This window comes from Agromyces sp. 3263 (assembly GCF_031456545.1).
GTDB lineage: Bacteria > Actinomycetota > Actinomycetes > Actinomycetales > Microbacteriaceae > Agromyces.
Genome location: NZ_JAVDUV010000001.1, coordinates 173,308 through 195,263, shown reverse-complemented (window position 1 = coordinate 195,263; position 21,956 = coordinate 173,308). Strand labels below are relative to the sequence as shown.

The window sequence follows — 21,956 nt, the reverse complement described above, 5'->3', positions numbered from 1 at the left end:
CCCCCGCCGCGGCCGGGGCGTTCCAAGCCGCCGCAGGCGAGCTCCGAGCACTCGTCCTCGACAGGTGAGCGGATGCCGCGAGCCCCACTGCACACGGCCGAGGGGCTCGCCTCCTGCGCTCGGGATGATCGGATCACGGGGTGGACGCACCGCCGAACGACACCGCCGCCCTACTCCCGGAGCACGCCCACGTCTCCCCGCTGGCCCTCCCACCGCATCCGCCGGCGCCCACCTCACCGGGCTTCCCGTGGATCGCCTCGGTGGCGCCGATCGTGGGCGCCGCCGTGCTCTGGGCGATCACGGGATCCGCCCTCTCCCTGGCGTTCGCAGCGCTGGGTCCCGTCGCCGCGATCGCCTCGCTCGTCGACGCACGGCGACACGCTCGCCGGGCGACGAAGCGGGCCGCCGTCGACCGCGCGGCGGCGATCGACGAGCTGAGAGCGGCCGTGGCGGCACGGCACGAGCTGGAGCGAGCCGCCGCGTGGCATCGGGCCACCCCATCCCGTCGGATCACGGAGGACGTCCGCCCGTTCGAGTGGTGCGACCGGCCCCCGGGCGTCGTCCTCGTCGGCAGCGGCGGCGCGCAGAGCTCGCTCCGCATCGACGGCACGGCGGTCGACGACGGCGATCGGGAGCTCCTCGCGCTCGCGGCTCGGCTCGATCGCGCGCCGGTCCACGTTCCCGTCGACCGGGGTATCGGCATCGTCGGCCCCCGGCCGCTCGCGCAGGCCCTCGGGCGTGCCCTCGTCGTGCAGCTGGCCCATCGCTGCCGTCCCGACACCACGCACATCGCCGTCCCCGAAGGTGACGCGTGGGATTGGGCATCGGGCCTCCCGCATCGAGGCAGCGAAGCCCAGGTGCGCGTCGTCGACCTCATCGACGGCCGTCGGGACATCGGGGCACCCCGAAGCAACACGGAGGTGCAGATCGTGCTCGCTCCGACGCTCGAGGAGTTGCCGCCGGGACTCGCGACCGTGCTCCTCGTGCACGGCCCGGGCAGGGCGACGGTCGAACGGCGGGGCGATGCCGCTCCCCGACGGGCCGTCGTACCCGAACTGCTCGGCATGTCCGAAGCCGGCGCCTGGGCCGCACGCGTGCGAGCCGTTGCCGCGCGGGACGGGTTCGGCTCGGCGACCGCCCTTCCCGGCCGCGTCGAGCTGCAACGTCTCGGTCGCGCGACACAGGTCGCCCGCTCGAGGAGCACCCTCCGCGTGCCCGTCGGCATGACGGACACCGGCCCGCTGGAGCTCGATCTCGTGGAGCGCGGGCCGCACGCCATCGTCGCCGGCACCACCGGCAGCGGCAAGAGCGAATTCCTCCTCGCGTGGATCGCGGCCATGGCGCGTGACCACCGTCCCGACGCCGTCGCGTTCCTCCTCGTCGACTTCAAGGGCGGAGCCGCCTTCGAACCGGTCCGCGAGCTTCCGCACGTCGTCGGCGTGGTCACCGATCTGGATGAGGCGGAGGCGGAGCGGGCCGTCCTGAGCCTGCGCGCAGAACTCCGCCACCGCGAGTCGGTGCTCCACGCTGAGCGCGCGCGCGACATCGCCGACCTCGGCGCAACCGTCGAGCTGCCGCGACTCGTGATCGTGGTCGACGAGTTCCAGGCCATGATCGAGCGGTTCCCAGAGCTCGGCGCGGTCATCGCCGACATCGCCGCCCGCGGGCGATCGCTCGGGGTGCACCTGATCCTCGCCTCCCAGCGCCCGAACGGCGTCGTCCGCGAACAGGTCACGGCGAACTGCGCGATCCGCGTCTCCCTTCGCGTGATGGACCCGGCCGACAGCATCGCCGTGGTGGGCAGCCCGGCCGCCGCATCGATCGGACCGGCCACGCCGGGCCGTGGCATCGTCGACCCCGGCGACGGTCGCGTCGTCCCATTCCAGTCGGCGATCGCGGACCGGGTCACGGTCGACGCGATTCGCGTCGCCACCGGTTCCGCCTCGCGACCACGTCGGCCGTGGGTGGGCCCGCTGCCCCAGCGGCTCGACCCCGAGGCGCTCGCCGCCGCGCTCGTGACCACGCCTGTTCCCGGCGGATCACTCGCCTTCGGCCTCGTCGATGCCCCTGAGCGGCAACGCCACGAGATCCTCGCGTGGGCCCCGGCGCGCGACGGGCACCTCCTCGTCGTCGGATCGCCGGGAAGCGGGCGCAGCACGGCCCTGTCCGCCATCGCGCGGGCCGCTCGCCGGACGGGTATGCAGGTCACGATCATCGGCGGGCCGCAGAGCCTGCAGTGGGATCGCCTCTGCGATGCGGTGCAGCGGATCCGCGGGGGAATCGCCGCGTCGGGCGAACTCGTCGTCATCGACGACCTCGACGTCGGCTTCCGCGATTGGCCGGAGGACCACCGCATCGCCGCGCAGGGGATGGTGGAGACCATGCTGAGGGAGGGTCGGGGCCGCGGTGTCGGCATCGCCGCAGCCGCAGGCTCGGCGCACCGCCTCGGCTCGGCCGCCAGGGAGCTGTTCGGGCAGACGCTGCTGCTCCGCCACGCGTCCCGCTCCGACCTGGTGCAGGCCGGCGGCGCCGGCGCGATGTGGCGAGCGGATGCGCCGATCGGTTCCGGCCAGTGGCACGGACGCCGGGTGCAGGTCGTGGAGGCGCCGGTGATCGCGGGGTCACCCGCCGCATCCCTCCGACCGCTCCGTGTTCCCGCCTCCGGCGTGTGCGCCGTCGTGACGGCGTTCCCCCGGGCCGACGCCGAAGCGCTCCGGGCGCGGGGATTCCACCCCGTCGTGCTCGGACCGTTCGGGGAGGCGGAAGTCCGCGCTGCGATGGGGCCACCATCTGAGCCCGAAGGCCCGTGCGTCATCGTCGTCGGCGACGCCGAGGCGTGGATGAGCAATTGGGCCATCGCCGCGCAGATGCGCGAGGAGGCCGACGTCGTCGCGCGCGGCGGCATGCGGGAGTTCCGGGTCTTCGGCCGCGGCGCGGCGCCGCCACCGCTGCTCGATTCCGCGACCGACGCCTGCTGGCACTCGCCGCGTGGGGGCGGCCTGCCGGACCGGGCAGGCTGGCCACCACGCCCGAACGACTGAATCCGTGCATACAGCGCGCCGAACGGTACTGAAACCGCATGCGATGTTCCCAGGAATTAACGATTCGGACATGATCCGGTGAATGTTGCCAAGCAGTGTGGCAGTATCGACGGCACCCCAGCTTGTGCCCGCAACCCGAATGGAGTTCCCGTGAGCGCTCGGCCCCTTCCCGAGGACCCGATGATCCGATCCCTGATCGCGCAGGCCCGCCGCGCCCAGCTGAATCGACGCGCGTTGCTGGCCGGCGCGGGTGCGTCCGCGTCGGCGCTCGCGCTGGCGGCCTGCTCGCCGGGTGGCGCGAAGGGCAAGCCGACGCCCGCCGCCGACACCTCCGACTCCGACAAGACCCTCAACTGGGCGAACTGGGCGGCCTACATCGACGAGGACGACAACGGCGACTACCCGACGCTCGTGCAGTTCACCGAGGAGACGGGCATCAAGGTCAACTACGACGTGGCCGTCGACGACAACAACACGTACTACGGCAAGGTCAAGGACCAGCTCGCGCTCGGCCAGGACATCGGCGCCGACACGGTCTGTCTCACCGACTGGATGGTCGGTCGCTGGATCCGGTTCGGATACACGCAGGCGCTCGACCACGCGAACATCCCGAACCTCGCGAATCTCACGCCCGCGCTGCAGGACCCCGACTTCGATCCCGGTCGCAAGTTCTCCGTTCCGTGGCAGGGCGGCTTCGCCGGCATCTGCTGGAACACCGAGGCGATCCCCGGCGGCCTGGCCTCGGTCGACGACCTCTGGAACTCCGAGCTCAAGGGCCGGGTGGGCGTGCTCTCCGAGATGCGCGACACGATGGGCCTGATCATGCTGCAGAACGGCGTCGACATCGCGGGCGACTGGGGCGACGACGAGTACTCGGCGGCCATCGACATCCTCCGCGAGCAGGTCGAGAACGGCCAGGTTCGCAACATCAAGGGCAACTCCTACCTCGAGGACCTGAAGAGCGAGGACACGCTCGCGGCGATCTGCTGGTCGGGCGACATCACGGTCATCAATGCCGAGGCTGGCGACAAGTGGCAGTTCGCCATCCCGACGGCCGGCGGCACGCTGTGGAATGACAACTTCCTGGTGCCCGTCGGCTCGCCGCGCAAGACGAACGCGGAGACCCTCATCAACTACTACTACGAGCCCGAGGTGGCGGCCGAGGTCGCCGCATGGGTGAACTACATCACGCCGGTCGTCGGCGCGAAGGAGGCGGCCGCGGCGATCGATCCCGAGCTCGCCGAGAACCAGCTCATCTTCCCCGACGAGGACACGCTGTCGCAGGCGCACATCTTCCGCACCCTCACCGGCGCCGAGGAGCAGAAGTACCAGGCCGAGTTCCAGAGCATCCTCCTGGGCGCCTGAGGCCGTGGCGACGATGATGGCCATGCGCGAATTCGCCGAGCGCGGCGCAGACCTCCAGCTGGTGGGCATCCAGAAGCGGTTCCCCGGCTTCACGGCGATCGAGGAGCTCGACCTCACCATCCCGGCGGGGTCGTTCTTCGCGCTGCTCGGGCCCTCGGGCTGCGGCAAGACCACGACGCTCCGGCTCGTGGCGGGCCTCGAGGAACCCACCCGTGGCCGCATCCTCATCGGCGGCACCGACGTGACCGACACCAAGTCCCACGAGCGACCCGTGAACACGGTCTTCCAGAGCTACGCGCTCTTCCCGCACATGAGCGTCATCGAGAACGTCGCGTTCGGGTTGAAACGGCGGCGCATCGGCGACCCGCTCGGCAAGGCACACGAGGCGCTGCGGCTCGTCGAGCTCGACCACCTCGCGCAGCGCCGGCCCCAGCAGCTCTCGGGCGGCCAGCAGCAGCGGGTGGCGCTCGCGCGCGCCATCGTGAACCGACCGGCGCTGCTGCTCCTCGACGAGCCGCTCGGCGCCCTCGACCTGAAGCTCCGACGGCAGATGCAGCTGGAACTCAAGACGATCCAGGAGGAGGTCGGCCTGACCTTCCTGCACGTCACGCACGACCAGGAGGAGGCCATGACGATGGCCGACACGGTCGCGGTCATGAACAAGGGCGCGATCGAGCAGATGGGTGCCCCCGCCGAGTTGTACGAGCTCCCGCGCACGGTGTTCGTGGCGAACTTCCTCGGACAGTCGAACCTCTTCACGGGCGAGGTCGTGGACACCACGAGCACGGCGATCACCGTCGACGCGGGCGGCACCCGCATCGTCGTGCCCACGGCCCGCGCGCAGCGTCACCGTGGAACCGTGACGGTGGGCGTGCGGCCCGAGAAGGTCACCCTCCACACGCAAGCGCCGGCCGCATCACCGGACCGCAACCTCGTCGGCCCCGGACGGGTGCTCGACGTGTCATTCTCCGGGGTGAGCACGCAGTACCTGGTCGACCTCGGCGCGCTCGGAACGGTGCTCGTGTTCGCCCAGAACGTCGGCTTCGGGCCGGTCGCGGCGTTCGGGTCCGAGGTGTGGGTCAGCTGGGAGGTCATGCACGGGTTCGGCCTCGACGACGTGGCGGGCGAGGCGGGACGCTTCCCGGCCGACGACTCGACGACCTCGATCGCCGCCCAGCGGCGCGAGTCGCTCGTGTCGGAGCTCGAGGAGGGCTGAGCATGGCCTTCGCAGCATTCGCGACCGCGGAGGCGCAGGCGCCGGCCCAGGCACCGAAGCGGCGCAGCCGCATCGCGCTCTTCCTGCTCCTGCCCGGCATCCTCTATCTCATCCTGTTCTTCCTGACGCCGCTCATCTCGCTCCTGCTCACGTCACTGCAGGCGCCGGCCGAATTCGGAGACATCGGCGAGTACGACTACGCGTTCAACTGGCAGAACTACGTGGACGTCGTGCAGCAGTACCTGCCGCACATCGCCCGTTCCTTCGGCTACGCCCTCGCGGCGACGGTGTTCGCGCTGCTGTTCAGCTACCCGCTCGCCTACTTCATCGGCGTGAAGGCCCGGCGCTGGCCGCTCCTGCAGAGCCTCATGCTGGTGCTCGTCATCGCACCGTTCTTCATCAGCTTCCTGCTGCGCACCCTCGCGTGGAAGCAACTGCTCTCCGACGAGTCGTTCATCATCACCTCGCTGAAGGCGCTCTCGCTGATGGCTCCCGACGCGCACTTCACGGGCACCCCGTTCGCGGTGATCTTCGGCCTCACCTACAACTTCATCCCGTTCATGACGCTGCCGCTGTACACGACGCTGGAGCGCCTCGACACCCGCTACCTGGAGGCCGGGAGCGACCTCTATGCCAGCCCGTTCGCGGTGTTCCGCAAGATCACGATCCCGTTGTCGATGCCCGGCATCGTAGCGGGCACGCTCCTGACGTTCATCCCGGCAGCCGGCGACTACGTCAACGCCAGTCGTGACTTCCTCGGCGGTCCCGACACCCAGATGATGGGCAACGTCATCGAGGCGAACTTCCTCGTGCTGCTGAACTACCCGGCCGCCGCGGCCCTGTCCATCATCCTCATGGCGGCGATCCTCGTGCTCGTCGGCATCTACGTGAAGCGTTCCGGAACGGAGGACCTGCTGTGAGCGGTGAAGTCCAGGCGGCCGCCGTGCTCGGCGGATTCTCCGAGAGCGAGCAGCAGGAGGACGCCCGAGGTCCGGTCCGCACCCCCCGCCGCCGCCGGATCGGCCTCGGCGACTGGCTGCTGCCCGCCTACACCATCATGGCGTTCGTCTTCCTCATGATTCCGATCGCCTACACCTTCGTCTTCTCGTTCAACGACTCGATCAAGTCGAACATCTCGTGGCGGGGCTTCACCTTCGACAAGTGGCTGAACGTCTGCAACGTCGAGGGCGGCGCGGTCTGCGAGGCGTTCGCCAACAGCATCATCATCGGCCTGGTGGCGACGGTGATCGCCACCGCGCTCGGCACCGCGATCGCGATCGCGCTCGTGCGCTACCGCTTCCGCGCACGATCGGTGATCAGCCTGCTGCTGTTCCTTCCGATGGCGACTCCCGAGGTGGTGCTCGGCGCCGGGCTCGCCGCACAGTTCCTCGCGCTCGGCGTGCCCAAGGACATGACGACGATCATCCTGGCGCACACCATGTTCTGCATCAGCTTCGTGGTGGTCACCGTGAAGGCCCGGGTGTCCAGCCTCGATCCGGCGCTCGAGGAGGCCGGCCGCGACCTGTACGGCTCGCCGGCGCAGGTGTTCTGGCGCATCACGTTCCCGCTGCTCACGCCGGGCATCATCGCCGCGGCGTTGCTCTCGTTCGCGCTGAGCTTCGACGACTTCATCATCACGAACTTCAACTCGGGATCCACCTCGACGTTCCCGAAGTACATCTACATCTCGGCATCCCGCGGCATCCCGGCCGAGGCGAACGTCATCGCCTCGGCGGTCTTCCTGTTCGCGATCGTGCTCGTGGTCGCGTCCCAGATCTCGCGAGCGGCACGGGCGAAGCGGCTCGCGAAGCTCGGCTGAGTGCGCAGGCCGCCGAGCCCGGTCGGCCGCCCGGATGACGGATGCCGCGCCCGACGGCCGGTCGCGGCCTCCGTCGAAGCGATGATCAGATCGTGGCGCGGATCTGCCCGACCCGGCGCTCGCCGCCCATGACCCACAGGTCGAGCTCGGTCTGCACGTCGTCGACCGCCGCGTCGTCGACGGCACCGGCTGCCGCGAGCAGCCGCAGGGCGATGATCGTCGAGGCCCGCGACGAGCCGTCGAGCACCTTCAGCGCCGTGGTCGTGCCGTTCGGCGCGGTCATGACCATGACGCCCTCGGCACCCACCTTGGCGAACACGCCGAGACGTTCCATCGCCACCGTGTCGGGCTGGCCGGGTCCGCCGACCGCCCACGGGTGGTCGCGCGCGGCCTCGGTCAGCGCGGCCGCCTCCCGGTAGAGGGCGAACGGCGACGAGGTGGCTGCCGTCGTGATCTTCTGGATGCCGCGCGCCAGCGCGACCAGGCTGATGGCGTGCACGGGCGCGCCGCAGCCGTCGACCGCGGTCGCCGCGGGTCGCTCACCGGTGAACCGCTCGAGCACGTCGAGGATGCGCTTCTGCAGCGGATGCTCGGGGTCGAGGTAGCCGTCGAGCGGCCACTCGTTCGCCACGCAGGCGAGCAGCATCGCGGCATGCTTGCCGGAGCAGTTCATGTAGACGCGATCGCGCGGTGCGCCGCTTCGGATGAGCTCGTCGCGTGCGACCTGGTCGCTCGGAACAGCGGGCGGGCAGCCCAGCGCGGAGGTGGGCAGCGACGCGCGACCGAGGAGGCCGCGCACGAGCGCGACATGGGCGGCGGTGCCGGAGTGGCTCGCCGTCGCGATCGCCGCGTCCTCTCCGCGGAGGGACACGCCCGACGTCATGACGGCGACCGCCTGGAACGGCTTCAGGCACGACCTGGGGAAGACGGGGGTGCGGGTGTCTCCGAGGGAGCGGAGGACCTCGCCCTCGGGGGAGAGCACGACGGCGGAGCCGGCGTGCCTGGACTCGATGAAACCACTGCGCTCGATCACGGCGAGTTCGACGGCGTCGCTGACGGAGAAGGTACCGGTCACCGGGTCATCCGAGCGCCGCGAATGCGTCGTCGAGCACTCGGAGCCCGTCGTCGATGAGGGCATCGCTCACGGCGAGGCTCGGCAGGAACCGGAGCACGTTGCCGAAGGTGCCCGCGCTGAGGAACAGCACGCCGTGCTGGGCCGCGTCGGCGATGAGAGCGGAGACCGCCTCGGGATTCGGGAGCTTCGTCGTCTGCCCGGTGCCCGGTTGCACGAGCTCGATGGCGATCATCGCGCCGAGGCCGCGGATCTCGCCGATGACGTCGTAGCGCTGCGCGAGCCGCTCGAGACCCGCCGTCAGGCGCGCGCCGATGCGCTCGGCCTCGGCGAGCAGGTGGTTGGCCTCGATGGACTCGAACACGGCGATGGCGGCGGCGCAGGCGACCGGATTGCCGCCGAAGGTGCCACCGAGGCCGCCCGGCTGGGAGGCGTCCATGATCTCGGCGCGGCCGGTGACGGCGGCGAGCGGCAGTCCGCCCGCGATGCCCTTCGCGGAGAGCACCAGGTCGGGCTCCCATCCGAAGTGCTCGCTGGCGTAGTACCGTCCGGTACGGGCCATGCCGCTCTGGATCTCGTCGGCGATCATGACGACGCCGTGCTCAGTGCACCAGGCCTGCAGCCTGGGCAGGAAGCCCTCGGCCGGGACCATGAAGCCGCCCTCGCCCTGGATGGGCTCCACGACCAGGCAGGCGAGGTCGGTGGCGCCGATGACCTTCTCGAGGTAGGTGATGGTGCGAGCCGCGGCATCCGCACCCGAGAGGCCGTCGCGGTAGGGGTAGGAGCTGGGTGCGTGGTACACGTCGCCGGCGAGCGGGCCGTAGCCCGTCGCGTAGGGGTGCGCCTTGTAGTTCATGGCCATCGTGAGGTTGGTGCGGCCGTGGTAGGCGTGGTCGAGCACCGCCACGGCGCGGCGGCCGGTGAACTTGCGGGCGATCTTCACGCCGTTCTCGACGGCCTCGGCGCCCGAGTTCACGAGCACCGACTTCTTCTCCCAGTTGCCGGGGGTGTGCTCGGCGAGGAGCTCGGCGACGCGCACGTACTCCTCGTAGGGGGTGATCGTGAAGAGCGTGTGCACCACGTCCTGCAGCTGGTCCGCGGCGGCCTGCACCACACGCTGCTCGGTGTGGCCCACCGTGGTCACGCCGATGCCCGCTCCGAAGTCGACGAACTGGTTGCCGTCGACGTCGACGAGGATCCCGCCGTTCGCCCGTTCGATGTAGACGGGGAGCGCGGAGGACACGCCGGCCGACACGACCTTCGCGCGTCGGGCGTGCAGTTCCTGTGATCTCGGGCCCGGGATGGAGGTCACGACGCGGCGCTCCTGCACCACGGAATACACCGGGGCGGACGCGGTCTCAGCGGGGATCTGGGTGTCAGTCATGATGCTCCAACCCTATCGTCGAGGCCGCCTCTGGCCGCAGCCGTCGGGCGGCCTCCGACCCGTCGGATGGTGCCAGAATCGAAGGACGCGCCCGGCCCGGATGCCGCGGAGTGCGCGCCCGACGGGAGGAACGGCATGCTCGGCGAACACCACTACGCGGTGGAGGTGGAGTGGCAGGGGGATCGGGGCGAGGGCACCTCCGGGTACCGCGCCTACGGACGCCAGCACGTCGTGCGCGCCACCGGCAAGCTGCACGACCTCGCGGGGTCGAGTGATCGGGTCTTCCACGGCGATCGCGAGCGGTGGAACCCCGAGGAGCTCCTGCTCGCCGCCCTCAGCCAGTGCCACATGCTCTCGTACCTGCACGTCGCGACGCGTCACGGCGTGGTGGTGCGCGAGTACACGGATGCCGCGACGGGAACCATGATCGAGGACGGCCGTGGTGGCGGCGCGTTCAGCGAGGCCACGCTGCATCCGCGGGTCGTGGTGGCGGATGCCTCGATGCTGGCCCTCGCCGATGAGATCCACGCCGAGGCGGCCGACCTGTGCTTCATCGCGGCATCCGTCGCCTTCCCGGTGCATCACCGGCCGACGGCGCTCGTCGCCGACTGAGGTCAGCCCGCCGCGGCCGGCACCACCGGTTCGACGGCGGGGCAGGGGTGGCCGCCGACGAGGCGCGAGCACGGGGGGAAGAACGGCGGCAGCCGCTCGGCCTCGGGGTCGCCGAACCAGCGGTGCCAGATGCGCCAGAAGTTCAGGTTGCCGAACGCCGAGCACGCGTCGCCCGTGTCGGGGTCGGCGAGCGTCGCGTCGCTCGGCTGGTACGGCGTGTAGTTGTAGAGGTTCGCGGTGGCCTGGTTGCGGATCTCGACGGGCGCGGCGCCGCACTCCGCGTTCGGGTGGAAGCCCACGTCGACGGTGCCGATGCGGTACTGCCGGTCGGGTTCCTCCGTGTACTGCCGGAACTGCCAGGCCGCGTTGTAGACCTGGTTGAAGAAGCCGAAGTACTTCGTGTCGCAGTCGGCCGTGTCGGGGCATCCGTAGCCCGTCGCCCGCTCGTAGCCGCTGACGCTCGGCCGGGTCAGCAGCGACTGCTCCTTCTGCAGGAGCACCAGCAGCGTGCGGGGGCTGATGCCGCAGGCCTCGGCGACCTTCGCGACGATGCGGCTGGCGCGTTCACGGATGCCGCCCCGGTACTCCGCGCAGTGCAGGCCGCCCACGGCCGGCTGCGTCGTCGTCGTCTGGGTGTAGTCCGCGAGGCAGCGCACGCCCTGGTCGGGTCGGCACGGCACGGACTCGAGGAAGTCCTGGATCTGCTCCTCGTCCATGGCGGTGCTGTCGTAGAACGACTCGTCGCTGACGATGAGGCCCGGGTCGAACTCCGTCGCGGGCGGTTCGGGCAGGGTGGAACGCGTCGAAGGCGGCTCGGAGGGCGGCGTCTCGCCGGCAGTGGACGTGCACGCCGCGAACGCGGCCACGACGAGTGCCGCCGCGGCACAGCGGGCGGCGACCTCGGCGATGCTCATCGTGTCGACGATACCGGGCGGATCGACGCCTCGGCTGTGAACGGCCTCAGATGCGCTCGCGCGGCGCCACGCGGTCGGCGAGCTTGGCGAAGGTACCTGACGGCGGCGTCTCGTTGTAGCGACCGGCGAGCTCCTGCCCGCTGAGTTCGTGGATGGCCGCCATGATCTCGTCGGTCGCGGCCCGGCGGGCCCGACCGGAAGACGCGGGCCCGTGGCCGCTGAGGTCGAGCGGTGCGCCGAAGCGCACCGTCACCGGCCGGATGCGGGGCAGCTTGGCCCCGACGGGCTGGATCTCCTGGGTGCCGATGAGGCCGACCGGGACGACGGTGGCTCCCGTCTCGAGCGCGAGCCACGCGACGCCGGTGCGGCCGCGGTAGAGCCGGCCGTCGAGCGAGCGGGTGCCCTCGGGGTAGAGCGCGAACGCGGCGCCCGACTCGAGGATCCGGCGGCTCTGGTCGAGCGCCTCCTGCGCCTGCGCGCCGGCGCCGCGTTCGACGGCCACGGCGCCGATCGCGGAGAAGAACGTGCGCGACACCCATCCCGAGAAGCCGGTGCCGGTGAAGTAGTGGGACTTCGCGAGGAACTGCACCGGGCGCGGCGACGCCAGGGGGATCACGATGCTGTCGACGAAGGAGAGGTGATTGCTCGCGAAGATGACCGCGCCGCGCTTGGGGACGTGCTCGGTCCCGGTGATCGTGGGGCGGTACACGAGGCGCACGAGCGGACGGAGGAAGCCGCGCACGATCGGGTAGAGCGGGCCCTGGCGCACGGTCGCTGCGGGTACGGCGTCGGCCTCGATCTCGCTCACCGTACGACCTTAGGCCGTCGGGCATGCCTGAGTCGGTATATGGGCGGGCCCGATTCGGCGCCCCGGACCCTCACGACGGAGCCCGGATGCGCGAGGATAAGGGCATGGACCTTCCCGCGGACGGCGAGCTCATCGAGCTCGAGGCCGCCGGCGCGCGCGTGTTCGTCCTCGGCGGCGGTCGCCGGCTGCCCGCCGCCGACGCCGTCCTGCGCGGGCTCATCGCCGACGCGTCGGGCGTGCCGGCCGACGACGTCGAACTCGAGCACGCCTGCGGCGTCTGCGGAGCGAGGCACGGTCGCGTCAGCGTGCCGTATCCGCTCACTCCGTCGGGCGCGTCGTGGTACGCCGACGTGGCCGTGTCGGGTGATGCGATCGTCGCGGCAGCGGCCACGCGGCATCCGCTCGGCGTGGGCATGGAGGTGGCCACGCTCGACGCGGGCTCGGTGATCGACGAGGCGGCGTTCCACTCCACTGAGCGCGCCGCGCTCGACGAGCTCGATCCCGCTCGTCGGGCGCTCGTGCGTGCGACGCTCTGGGCGCGCAAGACCGCGTTGCTCCGCGCGGTCGGCCACACCGACTTCATCGAGCCGTCCAGGCTCGCCCTGTCGATCCCCGGCGACGACGGCGGCACCGGCAGCATCGTGCGGAGCGTCCCCGAGTTCGGCTCGGGGTGGCGCAAGGTGCGCTTCCACGACGTGCCGGTGCCCGGCAACCGCGCCGCGTCGGTGGCCGTCATCGCCTGAGCAGCCCCGTCATCGCCTGAGCAGCCCGTCGTCGTCCGAGCAGCCCCGTCGTCGTCCGAGCGGCACGATCGACGGTCCGCCCGGCCCGCACCTCGGTCGTCGCCCTACAGTGGGAACGTGCGCAGCGTCATCATCCTCGGCTCATCCGGTTCGATCGGCACCCAGGCGCTCGACGTGATCCGGGCGAACCCGCGACGGTTCGAGGTCGTGGGCCTCGCGGTCGGGTCGAACCGGGCGCTGCTCGAGCAGCAGGCGGCGGACTTCGGCGTCGAGCACACGGCGGTCGGGATCGACGAGGCCGTGCAGCTCGTGCGCGACGTCGACGCCGACGTCGTGCTGAACGGCATCACCGGATCGGTCGGCCTGGCGCCGACCCTCGCCGTGCTCGAGCGCGGCACGACGCTCGCACTCGCGAACAAGGAGTCCCTGATCGTCGGCGGCGACCTCGTCACGCGCATCGCCGCGCCCGGGCAGATCGTCCCCGTCGACTCCGAGCACTCCGCCATCGCCCAGGCGCTGCGATCGGGCACCGACGACGAGGTGCGCCGGCTGGTGCTGACGGCGTCGGGCGGTCCCTTCCGCGGACGGACTCGCGCAGAGCTGGCCGACGTCACGCCGGCCCAGGCGCTGGCCCACCCCACGTGGGACATGGGGCTCGTCGTGACCACCAACTCGGCGACCCTCGTGAACAAGGGCCTCGAGGTCATCGAGGCGCACCTGCTCTTCGACGTCGAGTACGACCGCATCGACGTGGTGGTGCACCCGCAGTCGATCGTGCACTCCATGGTCGAGTTCATCGACGGCTCGACGATCGCGCAGGCCTCGCCGCCCGACATGCGCCTGCCGATCTCGCTCGGCCTCGACTGGCCCGATCGCGTCGGCGGTGTCGGTCGCCCGCTCGACTGGACGACCGCGACGAGCTGGACGTTCGAGCCGCTCGACGGCACGGCGTTCCCCGCCGTCGACCTCGCCAAGCAGGTGGGCCGCGCGGGGGGCGAGTACCCGGCCGTCTTCAATGCCGCGAACGAGGAGGCGGTCGCCGCCTTCCACGCCGGCCGTATCGGCTTCCTCGACATCGTCGACACGGTGCGCGACGTGGTCGACGCGCACGAGGCGTCCTCCGACCGGCTCACGGTCGAGTCCCTCGCCGAGGCCGAACGCGCGGCGCGCCGCGCGGCGCAGGCGCACATCGCCCGAGTGGCCCGCTGAGACGGATGCCGCGGGCTCGCGGCATCCGCTTCTCACAGCCGAGGGACAGCGGGCACCAAGCCGGCGGCAGTACGCTCAGGGCGTGGATTCCGTGCTTCCCTTCATCCTGGGCGTCGTCATCATCGTCGTCGGCCTCGCCCTGTCGATCGGGCTGCACGAGATCGGGCACCTCGTGCCAGCCAAGCTCTTCGGCGTCAAGGTGACCCAGTACATGATCGGGTTCGGGCCGACGATCTGGTCTCGGCGTCGTGGTGAGACCGAGTACGGCGTCAAGGCCATCCCGCTCGGCGGCTACATCGCGATGATCGGCATGTTCCCGCCGGGCAAGGGCGAACGGGTGCAGGAGGACTCGACGGGCTTCTTCCGCGGCCTCGTGCAGGACGCCCGCGACTCGAGCATGGAGTCGATCACGGCCGGCGATGAGGATCGCGCCTTCTACCGGCTGCCCGTCTGGAAGCGCATCATCATCATGTTCGGCGGGCCGTTCATGAACCTGGTGCTCGCGGTGGTGCTCTTCGGAGTGCTGCTCATGGGCTTCGGCGTCGCACAGGCCTCGACCACCGTCGGGTCGGTCTCGGCGTGCGCGCTGCCCGCGACGAGCGAACGGCAGACCTGCGAGTCCGGCGATCCGGCGGCGCCCGGTGCGGCTGCGGGCATCGAGCCGGGCGACCGCATCGTCTCGGTCGCGGGCCAGCCCATCGACACGTGGAACGAGTCGACCGCGATCATCCGCGACCACCCGAACGAGCAGATCGACATCGTCGTCGTCCGCGACGGCGAGGAGGTCACTCTGGCGGTCACCCCCATGCTGAGCGAGCGGTACCAGACCGACGCCGACGGCGTGGTGGTGACGGATGCCGCAGGCGAGCCGGTCACGGTGCAGGCGGGCTTCGTGGGCATCAGCCCCGCGACCGAGACCGTGCAGCAGCCCGCCTCGGCCGTGCTGCCCGCCGTCGGCGAGAACGTCGCCGGCGTCGCCGGCATCATCGTGAACCTGCCGCAGCGCATCATCGACGTCGCCAACGCGGCGTTCGGTCCGGGGGAGCGCGACCCGAACGGGCCGATCTCGGTCGTCGGCGTCGGCCGCGTCGCGGGCGAGATCGCGAGCCTGGACGAGATCCCGCTCGCGTCCAAGGCGGCCGGGCTCGTCGGCATCCTCGCGTCGCTGAACATCGCGCTGTTCGTCTTCAACATGATTCCCCTGCTGCCGCTCGACGGCGGCCACATCGCCGGTGCCCTCTGGGAGGCCATCCGTCGCGGGTTCGCGAAGCTGTTCCGGCGCCCCGACCCCGGTCCCGTCGACCTGGCGAAGCTCATGCCGCTCACGCTCGGCGTCGTGGTGGTCTTCGGCGCGATGAGCGCCCTGCTCATCTACGCCGACATCGTGAAGCCCGTGCAGCTGCTCTGACCGTGCGGCACCCGCGGTACTCCTCGTGGAGTACGCGATGAGCCTCCGGCCGGCCGATCCGCGGCGGCGGGCCCGGAGATACGATCGGGGCATGCCCGCCACCCAGTCGGACGGTCGGCCCCACTGGGATGCGCGGTGGGACGGCCGGACCGACCGCTTCCGCCCACCACCCGGGGTGGTGCTCGGCGCCCCCGTGGTCATCAGCCTCCTCGTGCAGGTTCCCGCGGCGATCGGCATCGCCGTGTGGCTGCACCTCGGCTGGGCGGCCGGAGCCCTGCAGGTGCTGCTCGCCCTCGTCGGGCCGCTCGCGCTGCTCGGGTCCCGCCGGTTCCCCGGGCCCACGGTGGCCGTGGTGTCCGCCGCCGCGCTGGCCGACCTCGTCACCGGCCCCGACGTGGGGCCGCCGTACGTCGCGCTCGCCTTCGCGATCGTGCTCGCCGTCGCCCGTGGGGCGGTGCTGTGGGCGGTGGTCTCCGTGGTGGCCGCGTGGGTCGCCGCGATCGTGCTCGGAGCCCTCATCGGGCTCGACTGGCATCCGTTCCGGATCGCCCTGACCACGCTGCTGCTCGCGGCGTGCTTCGGCATCGGCGCCTTCGTGCGCACCCGTCGGCAGCGCGCCGCCGCCTTCCGTGCCGAGGCCGACCGCCGGCGCCAGACGGCCGAGCAGCGCGAACGCGTGCGGATCGCCCGCGAGCTGCACGACGTCATCGGCCACGCGCTCTCGCAGATCAACGTGCAGGCCAGTGTGGGGCTGCATCTCATGGACCGGGACCCCGAGCAGGCCCGCACCGCCTTGGCCAGCGTCAAGGAGACGTCGAAGACCGCGCTCGAGGAGGTGCGCAGCGTGCTCGGGGTGATCCGCTCGGACGGCGAGGCCCCGCTGGCGCCGCAGGCCGAACTCGCCGAGCTGCCTCGGCTCGTGGCCGGCGTGCGCTCGCCCGGGTTCGAGGCGGAGCTCGTGGACCGGCTCGACGGCGCACTGCCGGCCCGTGCCGCGCAGTTCGCGGCGTACCGCATCGCGCAGGAGGCCCTCACCAACGTCGTGCGCCACGCCGGCGCGACCCGTACGGTGGTGGCCGTCGAGCGACTCGGCGACGAGCTGCTGCTCACCGTCGACGACGACGGCTCGGGGGCCGACGGCTCGGCGGAGGGCAGCGGCATCCTGGGCATGCGCGAACGGGCGGCGCTGCTCGGCGGCTCGGTGGAGCTCGCTCGGTCGCCGCGGGGCGGCACCCGGGTGACGGCCCGGCTGCCGTGGGGGGCGCCATCGTGATCCGCGTCGCGCTCGCCGACGACCAGGTGCTCGTGCGCGCGGGCTTCCGTGCGCTGCTCGACGCGGAGGTCGACGTCGAGATCGCGGGGGAGGCCTCGACTGGTGCGGACCTCCTCGCACTCGTGCGCCGCGAGCCCGTCGACGTCGTGCTCATGGACATCAGGATGCCGGGCGGCGATGGCCTCTGGGCCACCGAGCAGATCGCCGCCGACCCGAAGCTCGCCGGGGTGCATGTCGTCATCGTCACCACGTTCGAGCTCGACGAGTACGTCGCCCGCGCGATCCGGGCGGGGGCGAGCGGATTCCTCGTGAAGGACACCGAGCCCGTCGACCTCATCCGCGCCGTGCGGGTCGTGGCGAGCGGCGAGGCGCTGCTCTCCCCGGGCGTCACGAAGCGCTTGCTCGAGCGCATGGCCGTCGGGCTCCGCGACGCCCCCGACGACGCCCGGCTCGACACCCTGACCGAGCGCGAGCGGGAGGTGCTGCGCCTCGTCGGGCAGGGGCTCACGAACGACGAGATCGCCGCGCGGCTCGTGCTCTCCCCGCTCACCGCGAAGACGCACGTGTCGCGGATCATGGCGAAGCTGCACGCCCGCGACCGCGTGCAGCTGGTGGTCGTCGCCTACGAGTCGGGGCTCGTGGCCCCGGGCTGGCAGGAGTAGGCGCGGCATCCGCCATGCCTCCCGGGGGAGCAGCGCAGGTGTCTCCACCGGTGGGATTCGCGGATGCCGCGACCCGGCGAGCATGGGTTCGACGGTCCACTCCCGGGCCGCGCGAACCAAGGGAACACATCATGCTCGCCACCCTCGCGACGACCGCGGTCGTCACCCACGCCGGCCCCTGGGCGGCCGGGTTCGGATGGGTCTTCTTCCTCATCCCGATCTTCTGGTTCCTCGTGATCGGACTGATCATCTTCCTCGTGACCCGCGGCCGACGCCGTGCATGGGCCGACGGCTCCTACGGTCCGCCGTGGGCGCGCGGCGGCAGCGCCGAGTCGACGCTCGCCGAACGCTTCGCCAAGGGCGACATCGACGAGGTCGAGTACCGGGCGCGCCTCGAGGTGCTCCGCGCGAATCGACCGAACGCCTAGCGCCCGATCGACACGCGAGGGGCGGATGCCGCGGCATCCGCCCCTCGTCGCATGCCCGGATGCCACGACGTGTCGTGACCCGCGTGCATCCGGCTCGGGCCGGCGGTCAGTCCCCGAGCGCGCGACGCAGCGCGGCCGCCTGGTGCCGGTGGCCGACCGTCTCGTAGCCGACCACGACGACGAACGGCGCAGCCGCCGTGATGAGGATGCCGACGCCGAAGGTCGCTCCGGCGGCCACGGCGGCGACGGCGGCGACGAGCACCAGCAGGCTGCCGACGAAGAGCCAGATGTGGAACGGGTCGAACTGCCGCAGCAGCAGCGAGTAGATGGTGAACAGCGCGACCATGAAGACACCCACGGGCACGACCACGGTGAGCAGCGCCGGCACGAGGCCGATGTGGGCGACGCCCTCGATCTCGTAGGCGGCCACGTGCAGGCCCGCCCCCGCGCCGGCCAGCGCGATGAAGATGAAGTAGTGGAGGTAGCCCCACACGAACCCGCGTTCGCGGTAGCGCTGCAGCACCTTGCCCGACGGCATGGTGAAGTACACCCACCAGAGCCCGAACGCGAGCGCCGTGCCGCCGAAGGCCACGGTGACGGCCTCGACCGACCAGTCCTGCTCGTCGATCACGGCCGAGATCGCGAGGATCGTGCCGAGGATGATCTCGCCGAGCGTGATGATGACGAGCAGCCCGTAGCGCTCGGCGATGTGGTGCGCGTGCCAGGGCGTGCCGCCCTCGCGTCCGTGCTCGGCGACGTACGGCCCGACGAGTTCGAGGGCGATGAGCGCCGCCGTGATCGCGAGCGTCGGGGCGAGCGGCAGGTTGACGAAGATGACGACGATCCAGCCGAGCTGCGCGAGCGAGACGAAGACGGCGTAGGTGAGCGCCGTGCGGCGGCGGGTGCCGTCGTGCTTCGCGGCGCGCAGCCAGAGGGCGATGGTGGCGACGCGCATGACGACGTAGCCGGCGACGACCACGCCGTTGTCGACGTGCTCGCCCTCGTCGAGCGAGTGGAAGAGGTCGGGGAGGCCCAGCGCGAGGATCAGCACGCCGAGCATCTCCACCATGGTCGCCACGCGGAAGAAGACGTCGTCGTTGTCGTACGCCGACGCGAGCCACGAGTAGTTGATCCACGCCCACCAGATCGCGAAGACGGCGAACAGGAAGCCGACGATGGCCGGCATCCAGTGGCCGACCTCGAGCAGGTGCGCGGTCTGCGCCCCCGCCTGGCTGAACGCGACGACGAACGTGAGGTCGAAGAGCAGCTCGAGCGGCGTGGAGGCGCGGTGGGCCTCGTTGGGATCGCGGCCGACCATGCGGCGCAGGCGGTGGTCGAGCGGCGGCCGGGCGGATGCCGCGGTGCCTGCGTCCTGCGTCTGCTGATCGCTCATGGTGGGGCCCTCTCGGGGCGCACCGGCGGCGCCCGTCGCATCATGCTGCCACAGGCGCCGAGGGTGCCGCAGCGCGCGCCAGATCTGCTGGGTCAGCGCGAGAGCAGGAGCGCCTCGCCCTGTCCGCCGCCGCCGCAGAGCGCGACCGCGGCGCGGCCGCTTCCGCGGCGCGACAGCTCGAGCGCGGCGTGCAGCGCGAGCCGCGCGCCGGATGCGCCAATGGGGTGGCCGAGCGCGATGGCGCCGCCGTGCACGTTGACGACGTCGGCCGAGAGGTCGAGGTCGCGCATGGACTGGAGCGAGACCGCGGCGAACGCCTCGTTGATCTCGACGAGGTCGAGGTCGGATGCCGCGGCGCCCTCCCGCTCGAGGGCGGCCGCGATCGCGTTCGACGGCTGCGAGTGCAGCGAGTTGTCGGGTCCGGCGACCTGGCCCGAGGCGCCGATGAGGGCCAGCCAGGGCAGTCCTCGCGACTCGGCCCACTCGCGACTGGCGACCACGACCGCCGCCGCGCCGTCGGACAGGGGTGAGGAGTTGCCGGCCGTGATGGCGCCGCCCTCGGCGAATGCCGGACGAAGGCGGCCGAGCACCTCGGCGGTCGAGTCGGGGCGCACGCCCTCGTCGGCGGCGACGACGACCGGGTCGCCCTTGCGCTGCGGCACCTCGACCGACACGATCTCGTCGTCGAACACGCCGTCCGCCTGCGCGCGGCCGGCACGCGCGTGGGAGGCGGCGGCGATCTCGTCCTGCTCCTCGCGGGTGAGGCCGTAGCGGGCGTTGAAGCGCTCGGTCGACGCGCCCATCGACTCCTGGTCGAACGCGTCGGTGAGGCCGTCGTAGGCGGCGTGGTCGAGCATCTCGACGCTGCCGTAGGCCCAGCCCTTGCGGGAGCCCGGCACGAGCAACGGCGCCTTGGTCATCGACTCCTGGCCGCCGGCCACGATGACGGATGCCTCGCCGAGGCGGATCATGCGCGCGGCATCCGTGATGGCGACGAGGCCCGACAGGCAGACCTTGTTGATCGTGGTCGCGGGCACCCGCCACGGGATGCCGGCCGCGACGGCGGACTGCTTCGCCGGGTTCTGGCCGGCGCCGGCCTGGAGGACCTGGCCCATGATCACGGCGTCGACGTCGTCGGGGGAGACGCCGGCGCGCTCGAGGGCGCCGCGGATGGCGGCCGTGCCGAGCTGCACCGCCGTCTGGCCCGCGAGGTTGCCGTTGATGCGGGCGAACGGCGTGCGTGCCCCCGCGATGATGACGACGTCGGGGTTGCTCATGTTCCGGGACTCCTTCGTTCGGGTTGCGAGCGTTGCGTGTTCGACCCTATTGTACTTTCCTGAGACCTGAACCACCTGTCAGGTTCGCTCCAGACATCCAGCCATTCACTGTTGAGAGGCACTCACATGCGGGTTACGAAGAAGTACCTCGCGACGGCCGTCATCGCCGCCGCGTCCATTGCGCTCGTCGGGTGCGCCCCGACCACGGCCACGGGCGGCGATGCCGGGGCGACCGACGCCGGCGCTCCGGTCAAGGTCGCCATGCTCACGAGCCAGACCGGTCCGCTCGCGGCCTACGGCGCGGCCTACACCGCAGGCTTCGAGGCCGGGCTCGATTACGCCACCGACGGCACCGGCGCCGTCGACGGCCGTGAGCTCGACATCGAGTGGGCCGACGACCAGGGCAACCCCGACACCGCCGTCTCCAAGGCCAAGGACTTCATCGGCCAGGGCTACCAGATCCTCGCGGGCACCGCCGCGTCGGGCATCGCGACGGCGCTCGCCGAGCAGGCGGAGCAGAACAAGATCCTCTATATCTCGGGCCCCGCTGCGGCCGATGCGATCACCGGGGTGAACGACTACACGTTCCGGTCCGGCCGGCAGACCTACCAGGACGTCGCCACCGCGGGCACGTTCATCGGCGACCCCGACGGCAAGAAGGTCGTCGTCTTCGCCCAGGACAACGCGTTCGGCCAGGGCAACCTCGCCGCGGTGCAGGCCGTGCTCGGCGGCCAGGGCGCGAACGTCGAGGGCGTGCTCGTCGCCGAGGACGCCACCGAGTTCACGCCCTTCGCGCAGCAGTTGCTCGCCGCGTCGCCCGACCTCGTCTTCGTCGCCTGGGCCGGCGCCTCCTCGGGCGCCATGTGGACGGCGCTCGCGCAGCAGGGCGTCTTCGACGCGGCACCGGTGGTCACGGGTCTCGGCGACGCGGCGACGTACGGCGCGTACGGCGACGCATCCGACGACATCTCGTTCCTCAACCACTACTTCGGCGGTGCGGCCGGCACCGACGCCGAGGCCGCGATGATCGAGTACCTCGAGGCGAACGGCGAGACGCCCGACCTCTTCTCGCCCGACGGCTTCGTCGCCGCGCAGATGATCGTGCAGGCCGTGCGCGAGGGCGGCGACACCGTCGACGGCATGATCGACGCGCTCGAGGGCTGGTCCTTCGACTCGGTCAAGGGCGAGATCACCGTGCGAGACGAGGACCACGCCATGATCCAGCCGATGTACCAGGCCAGCCTCGTGCAGGACGGTGCGACCTGGGTGCCCGAGCTCGTCGACACCATCGACGCCGAGACCGTCGCGCCGCCCGTCGCCGGCAAGTGACCG

At 71.5% G+C, this 21,956-nt stretch carries 19 protein-coding genes; 13 read left to right on the top strand and 6 right to left on the bottom strand.

Annotated features, from left to right (window positions below; translation table 11 throughout):
• Positions 1 to 140 precede the first annotated feature (140 nt).
• From J2X63_RS00950 to J2X63_RS00930, 5 genes are all read left to right on the top strand, one after another.
• A complete protein-coding gene (locus J2X63_RS00950) occupies positions 141 to 3,041 on the top strand; it encodes an FtsK/SpoIIIE domain-containing protein (protein WP_309972947.1) in 2,901 nt (966 codons plus the stop codon).
• A 180-nt stretch (positions 3,042 to 3,221) separates the two neighbouring features.
• A complete protein-coding gene (locus J2X63_RS00945; RefSeq protein WP_309977756.1) occupies positions 3,222 to 4,406 on the top strand; it encodes a spermidine/putrescine ABC transporter substrate-binding protein in 1,185 nt (394 codons plus the stop codon).
• A gap of 16 nt (positions 4,407 to 4,422) precedes the next feature.
• Positions 4,423 to 5,622, top strand: coding sequence for an ABC transporter ATP-binding protein (locus tag J2X63_RS00940; RefSeq protein WP_309972945.1), 1,200 nt, complete (start codon positions 4,423 to 4,425; stop codon positions 5,620 to 5,622).
• Positions 5,623 to 5,624: 2 nt separating this feature from the next.
• Entirely contained in the window at positions 5,625 to 6,542 is a 918-nt protein-coding gene (locus tag J2X63_RS00935) for an ABC transporter permease (protein WP_309972942.1), read from the top strand.
• A 137-nt stretch (positions 6,543 to 6,679) separates the two neighbouring features.
• Positions 6,680 to 7,441, top strand: coding sequence for an ABC transporter permease (locus J2X63_RS00930; RefSeq protein ID WP_309977754.1), 762 nt, complete (start codon positions 6,680 to 6,682; stop codon positions 7,439 to 7,441).
• 85 nt (positions 7,442 to 7,526) lie between these two features.
• Here the strand turns inward: J2X63_RS00930 and J2X63_RS00925 are convergent, their stop codons facing one another.
• A complete protein-coding gene (locus tag J2X63_RS00925) occupies positions 7,527 to 8,516 on the bottom strand; it encodes an asparaginase (RefSeq protein ID WP_309972940.1) in 990 nt (329 codons plus the stop codon).
• Positions 8,517 to 8,520: 4 nt separating this feature from the next.
• On the bottom strand, positions 8,521 to 9,897 hold the full coding sequence (gabT, locus tag J2X63_RS00920; RefSeq protein WP_309972938.1) for a 4-aminobutyrate--2-oxoglutarate transaminase: 1,377 nt from the start codon (positions 9,895 to 9,897) through the stop codon (positions 8,521 to 8,523).
• Between the two features lie 135 nt (positions 9,898 to 10,032).
• On the opposite strand from gabT, the gene J2X63_RS00915 reads away from it, so the two are divergent.
• The gene (locus J2X63_RS00915) at positions 10,033 to 10,509 is read left to right on the top strand and encodes an OsmC family protein (RefSeq protein WP_309977752.1); all 477 of its coding nucleotides are present in this window, start codon (positions 10,033 to 10,035) and stop codon (positions 10,507 to 10,509) included.
• Between the two features lie 2 nt (positions 10,510 to 10,511).
• Here the strand turns inward: J2X63_RS00915 and J2X63_RS00910 are convergent, their stop codons facing one another.
• Both J2X63_RS00910 and J2X63_RS00905 read right to left on the bottom strand, forming a co-directional pair.
• Positions 10,512 to 11,423, bottom strand: a complete 912-nt coding sequence (locus J2X63_RS00910) for a hypothetical protein (protein ID WP_309972936.1) — start codon at positions 11,421 to 11,423, stop codon at positions 10,512 to 10,514.
• Between the two features lie 46 nt (positions 11,424 to 11,469).
• Positions 11,470 to 12,231, bottom strand: a complete 762-nt coding sequence (locus J2X63_RS00905) for a lysophospholipid acyltransferase family protein (protein WP_396133095.1) — start codon at positions 12,229 to 12,231, stop codon at positions 11,470 to 11,472.
• Positions 12,232 to 12,335: 104 nt separating this feature from the next.
• On the opposite strand from J2X63_RS00905, the gene J2X63_RS00900 reads away from it, so the two are divergent.
• From J2X63_RS00900 to J2X63_RS00875, 6 genes are all read left to right on the top strand, one after another.
• Entirely contained in the window at positions 12,336 to 12,974 is a 639-nt protein-coding gene (locus J2X63_RS00900) for a hypothetical protein (RefSeq protein WP_309972934.1), read from the top strand.
• A gap of 117 nt (positions 12,975 to 13,091) precedes the next feature.
• The gene (gene dxr, locus J2X63_RS00895) at positions 13,092 to 14,183 is read left to right on the top strand and encodes a 1-deoxy-D-xylulose-5-phosphate reductoisomerase (protein ID WP_309972932.1); all 1,092 of its coding nucleotides are present in this window, start codon (positions 13,092 to 13,094) and stop codon (positions 14,181 to 14,183) included.
• Positions 14,184 to 14,265: 82 nt separating this feature from the next.
• Positions 14,266 to 15,591, top strand: a complete 1,326-nt coding sequence (locus J2X63_RS00890; protein WP_309972930.1) for a site-2 protease family protein — start codon at positions 14,266 to 14,268, stop codon at positions 15,589 to 15,591.
• A 91-nt stretch (positions 15,592 to 15,682) separates the two neighbouring features.
• Entirely contained in the window at positions 15,683 to 16,864 is a 1,182-nt protein-coding gene (locus J2X63_RS00885) for a sensor histidine kinase (RefSeq protein ID WP_309972928.1), read from the top strand.
• Positions 16,861 to 17,526: a response regulator transcription factor gene (locus J2X63_RS00880; RefSeq protein WP_309972926.1), complete on the top strand. Its 666-nt coding sequence runs from the start codon at positions 16,861 to 16,863 to the stop codon at positions 17,524 to 17,526. The genes J2X63_RS00885 and J2X63_RS00880 overlap by 4 nt, the downstream gene beginning before the upstream one ends.
• Before the next feature lie 131 nt (positions 17,527 to 17,657).
• Positions 17,658 to 17,954, top strand: a complete 297-nt coding sequence (locus J2X63_RS00875) for an SHOCT domain-containing protein (RefSeq protein WP_159606764.1) — start codon at positions 17,658 to 17,660, stop codon at positions 17,952 to 17,954.
• 106 nt (positions 17,955 to 18,060) lie between these two features.
• Here J2X63_RS00875 and J2X63_RS00870 read toward each other — a convergent pair whose 3' ends face one another.
• Both J2X63_RS00870 and J2X63_RS00865 read right to left on the bottom strand, forming a co-directional pair.
• Entirely contained in the window at positions 18,061 to 19,347 is a 1,287-nt protein-coding gene (locus tag J2X63_RS00870) for a low temperature requirement protein A (RefSeq protein WP_309972923.1), read from the bottom strand.
• A 92-nt stretch (positions 19,348 to 19,439) separates the two neighbouring features.
• Positions 19,440 to 20,624 (bottom strand): acetyl-CoA C-acetyltransferase, encoded by a 1,185-nt coding sequence (locus J2X63_RS00865; protein ID WP_309972921.1) that lies wholly within the window; start codon positions 20,622 to 20,624, stop codon positions 19,440 to 19,442.
• Positions 20,625 to 20,750: 126 nt separating this feature from the next.
• On the opposite strand from J2X63_RS00865, the gene J2X63_RS00860 reads away from it, so the two are divergent.
• The gene (locus J2X63_RS00860; RefSeq protein ID WP_309972919.1) at positions 20,751 to 21,953 is read left to right on the top strand and encodes a substrate-binding domain-containing protein; all 1,203 of its coding nucleotides are present in this window, start codon (positions 20,751 to 20,753) and stop codon (positions 21,951 to 21,953) included.
• Positions 21,954 to 21,956: the final 3 nt, after the last annotated feature.

Excerpts from the sequence above, each read along its gene's own strand:
- J2X63_RS00860 (WP_309972919.1), top strand. The coding sequence starts at position 20,751 with ATGCGGGTTACGAAGAAGTACCTCGCGACGGCCGTCATCGCCGCCGCG.
- J2X63_RS00900 (WP_309972934.1), top strand. The coding sequence starts at position 12,336 with ATGGACCTTCCCGCGGACGGCGAGCTCATCGAGCTCGAGGCCGCCGGC.
- J2X63_RS00940 (WP_309972945.1), top strand. The coding sequence starts at position 4,423 with ATGGCCATGCGCGAATTCGCCGAGCGCGGCGCAGACCTCCAGCTGGTG.
- gabT (WP_309972938.1), bottom strand. The coding sequence starts at position 9,897 with ATGACTGACACCCAGATCCCCGCTGAGACCGCGTCCGCCCCGGTGTAT.
- J2X63_RS00945 (WP_309977756.1), top strand. The coding sequence starts at position 3,222 with ATGATCCGATCCCTGATCGCGCAGGCCCGCCGCGCCCAGCTGAATCGA.
- J2X63_RS00930 (WP_309977754.1), top strand. The coding sequence starts at position 6,680 with ATGGCGTTCGTCTTCCTCATGATTCCGATCGCCTACACCTTCGTCTTC.
- J2X63_RS00935 (WP_309972942.1), top strand. The coding sequence starts at position 5,625 with ATGGCCTTCGCAGCATTCGCGACCGCGGAGGCGCAGGCGCCGGCCCAG.
- J2X63_RS00885 (WP_309972928.1), top strand. The coding sequence starts at position 15,683 with ATGCCCGCCACCCAGTCGGACGGTCGGCCCCACTGGGATGCGCGGTGG.
- J2X63_RS00915 (WP_309977752.1), top strand. The coding sequence starts at position 10,033 with ATGCTCGGCGAACACCACTACGCGGTGGAGGTGGAGTGGCAGGGGGAT.
- J2X63_RS00910 (WP_309972936.1), bottom strand. The coding sequence starts at position 11,423 with ATGAGCATCGCCGAGGTCGCCGCCCGCTGTGCCGCGGCGGCACTCGTC.
- J2X63_RS00865 (WP_309972921.1), bottom strand. The coding sequence starts at position 20,624 with ATGAGCAACCCCGACGTCGTCATCATCGCGGGGGCACGCACGCCGTTC.
- J2X63_RS00870 (WP_309972923.1), bottom strand. The coding sequence starts at position 19,347 with ATGAGCGATCAGCAGACGCAGGACGCAGGCACCGCGGCATCCGCCCGG.
- J2X63_RS00875 (WP_159606764.1), top strand. The coding sequence starts at position 17,658 with ATGCTCGCCACCCTCGCGACGACCGCGGTCGTCACCCACGCCGGCCCC.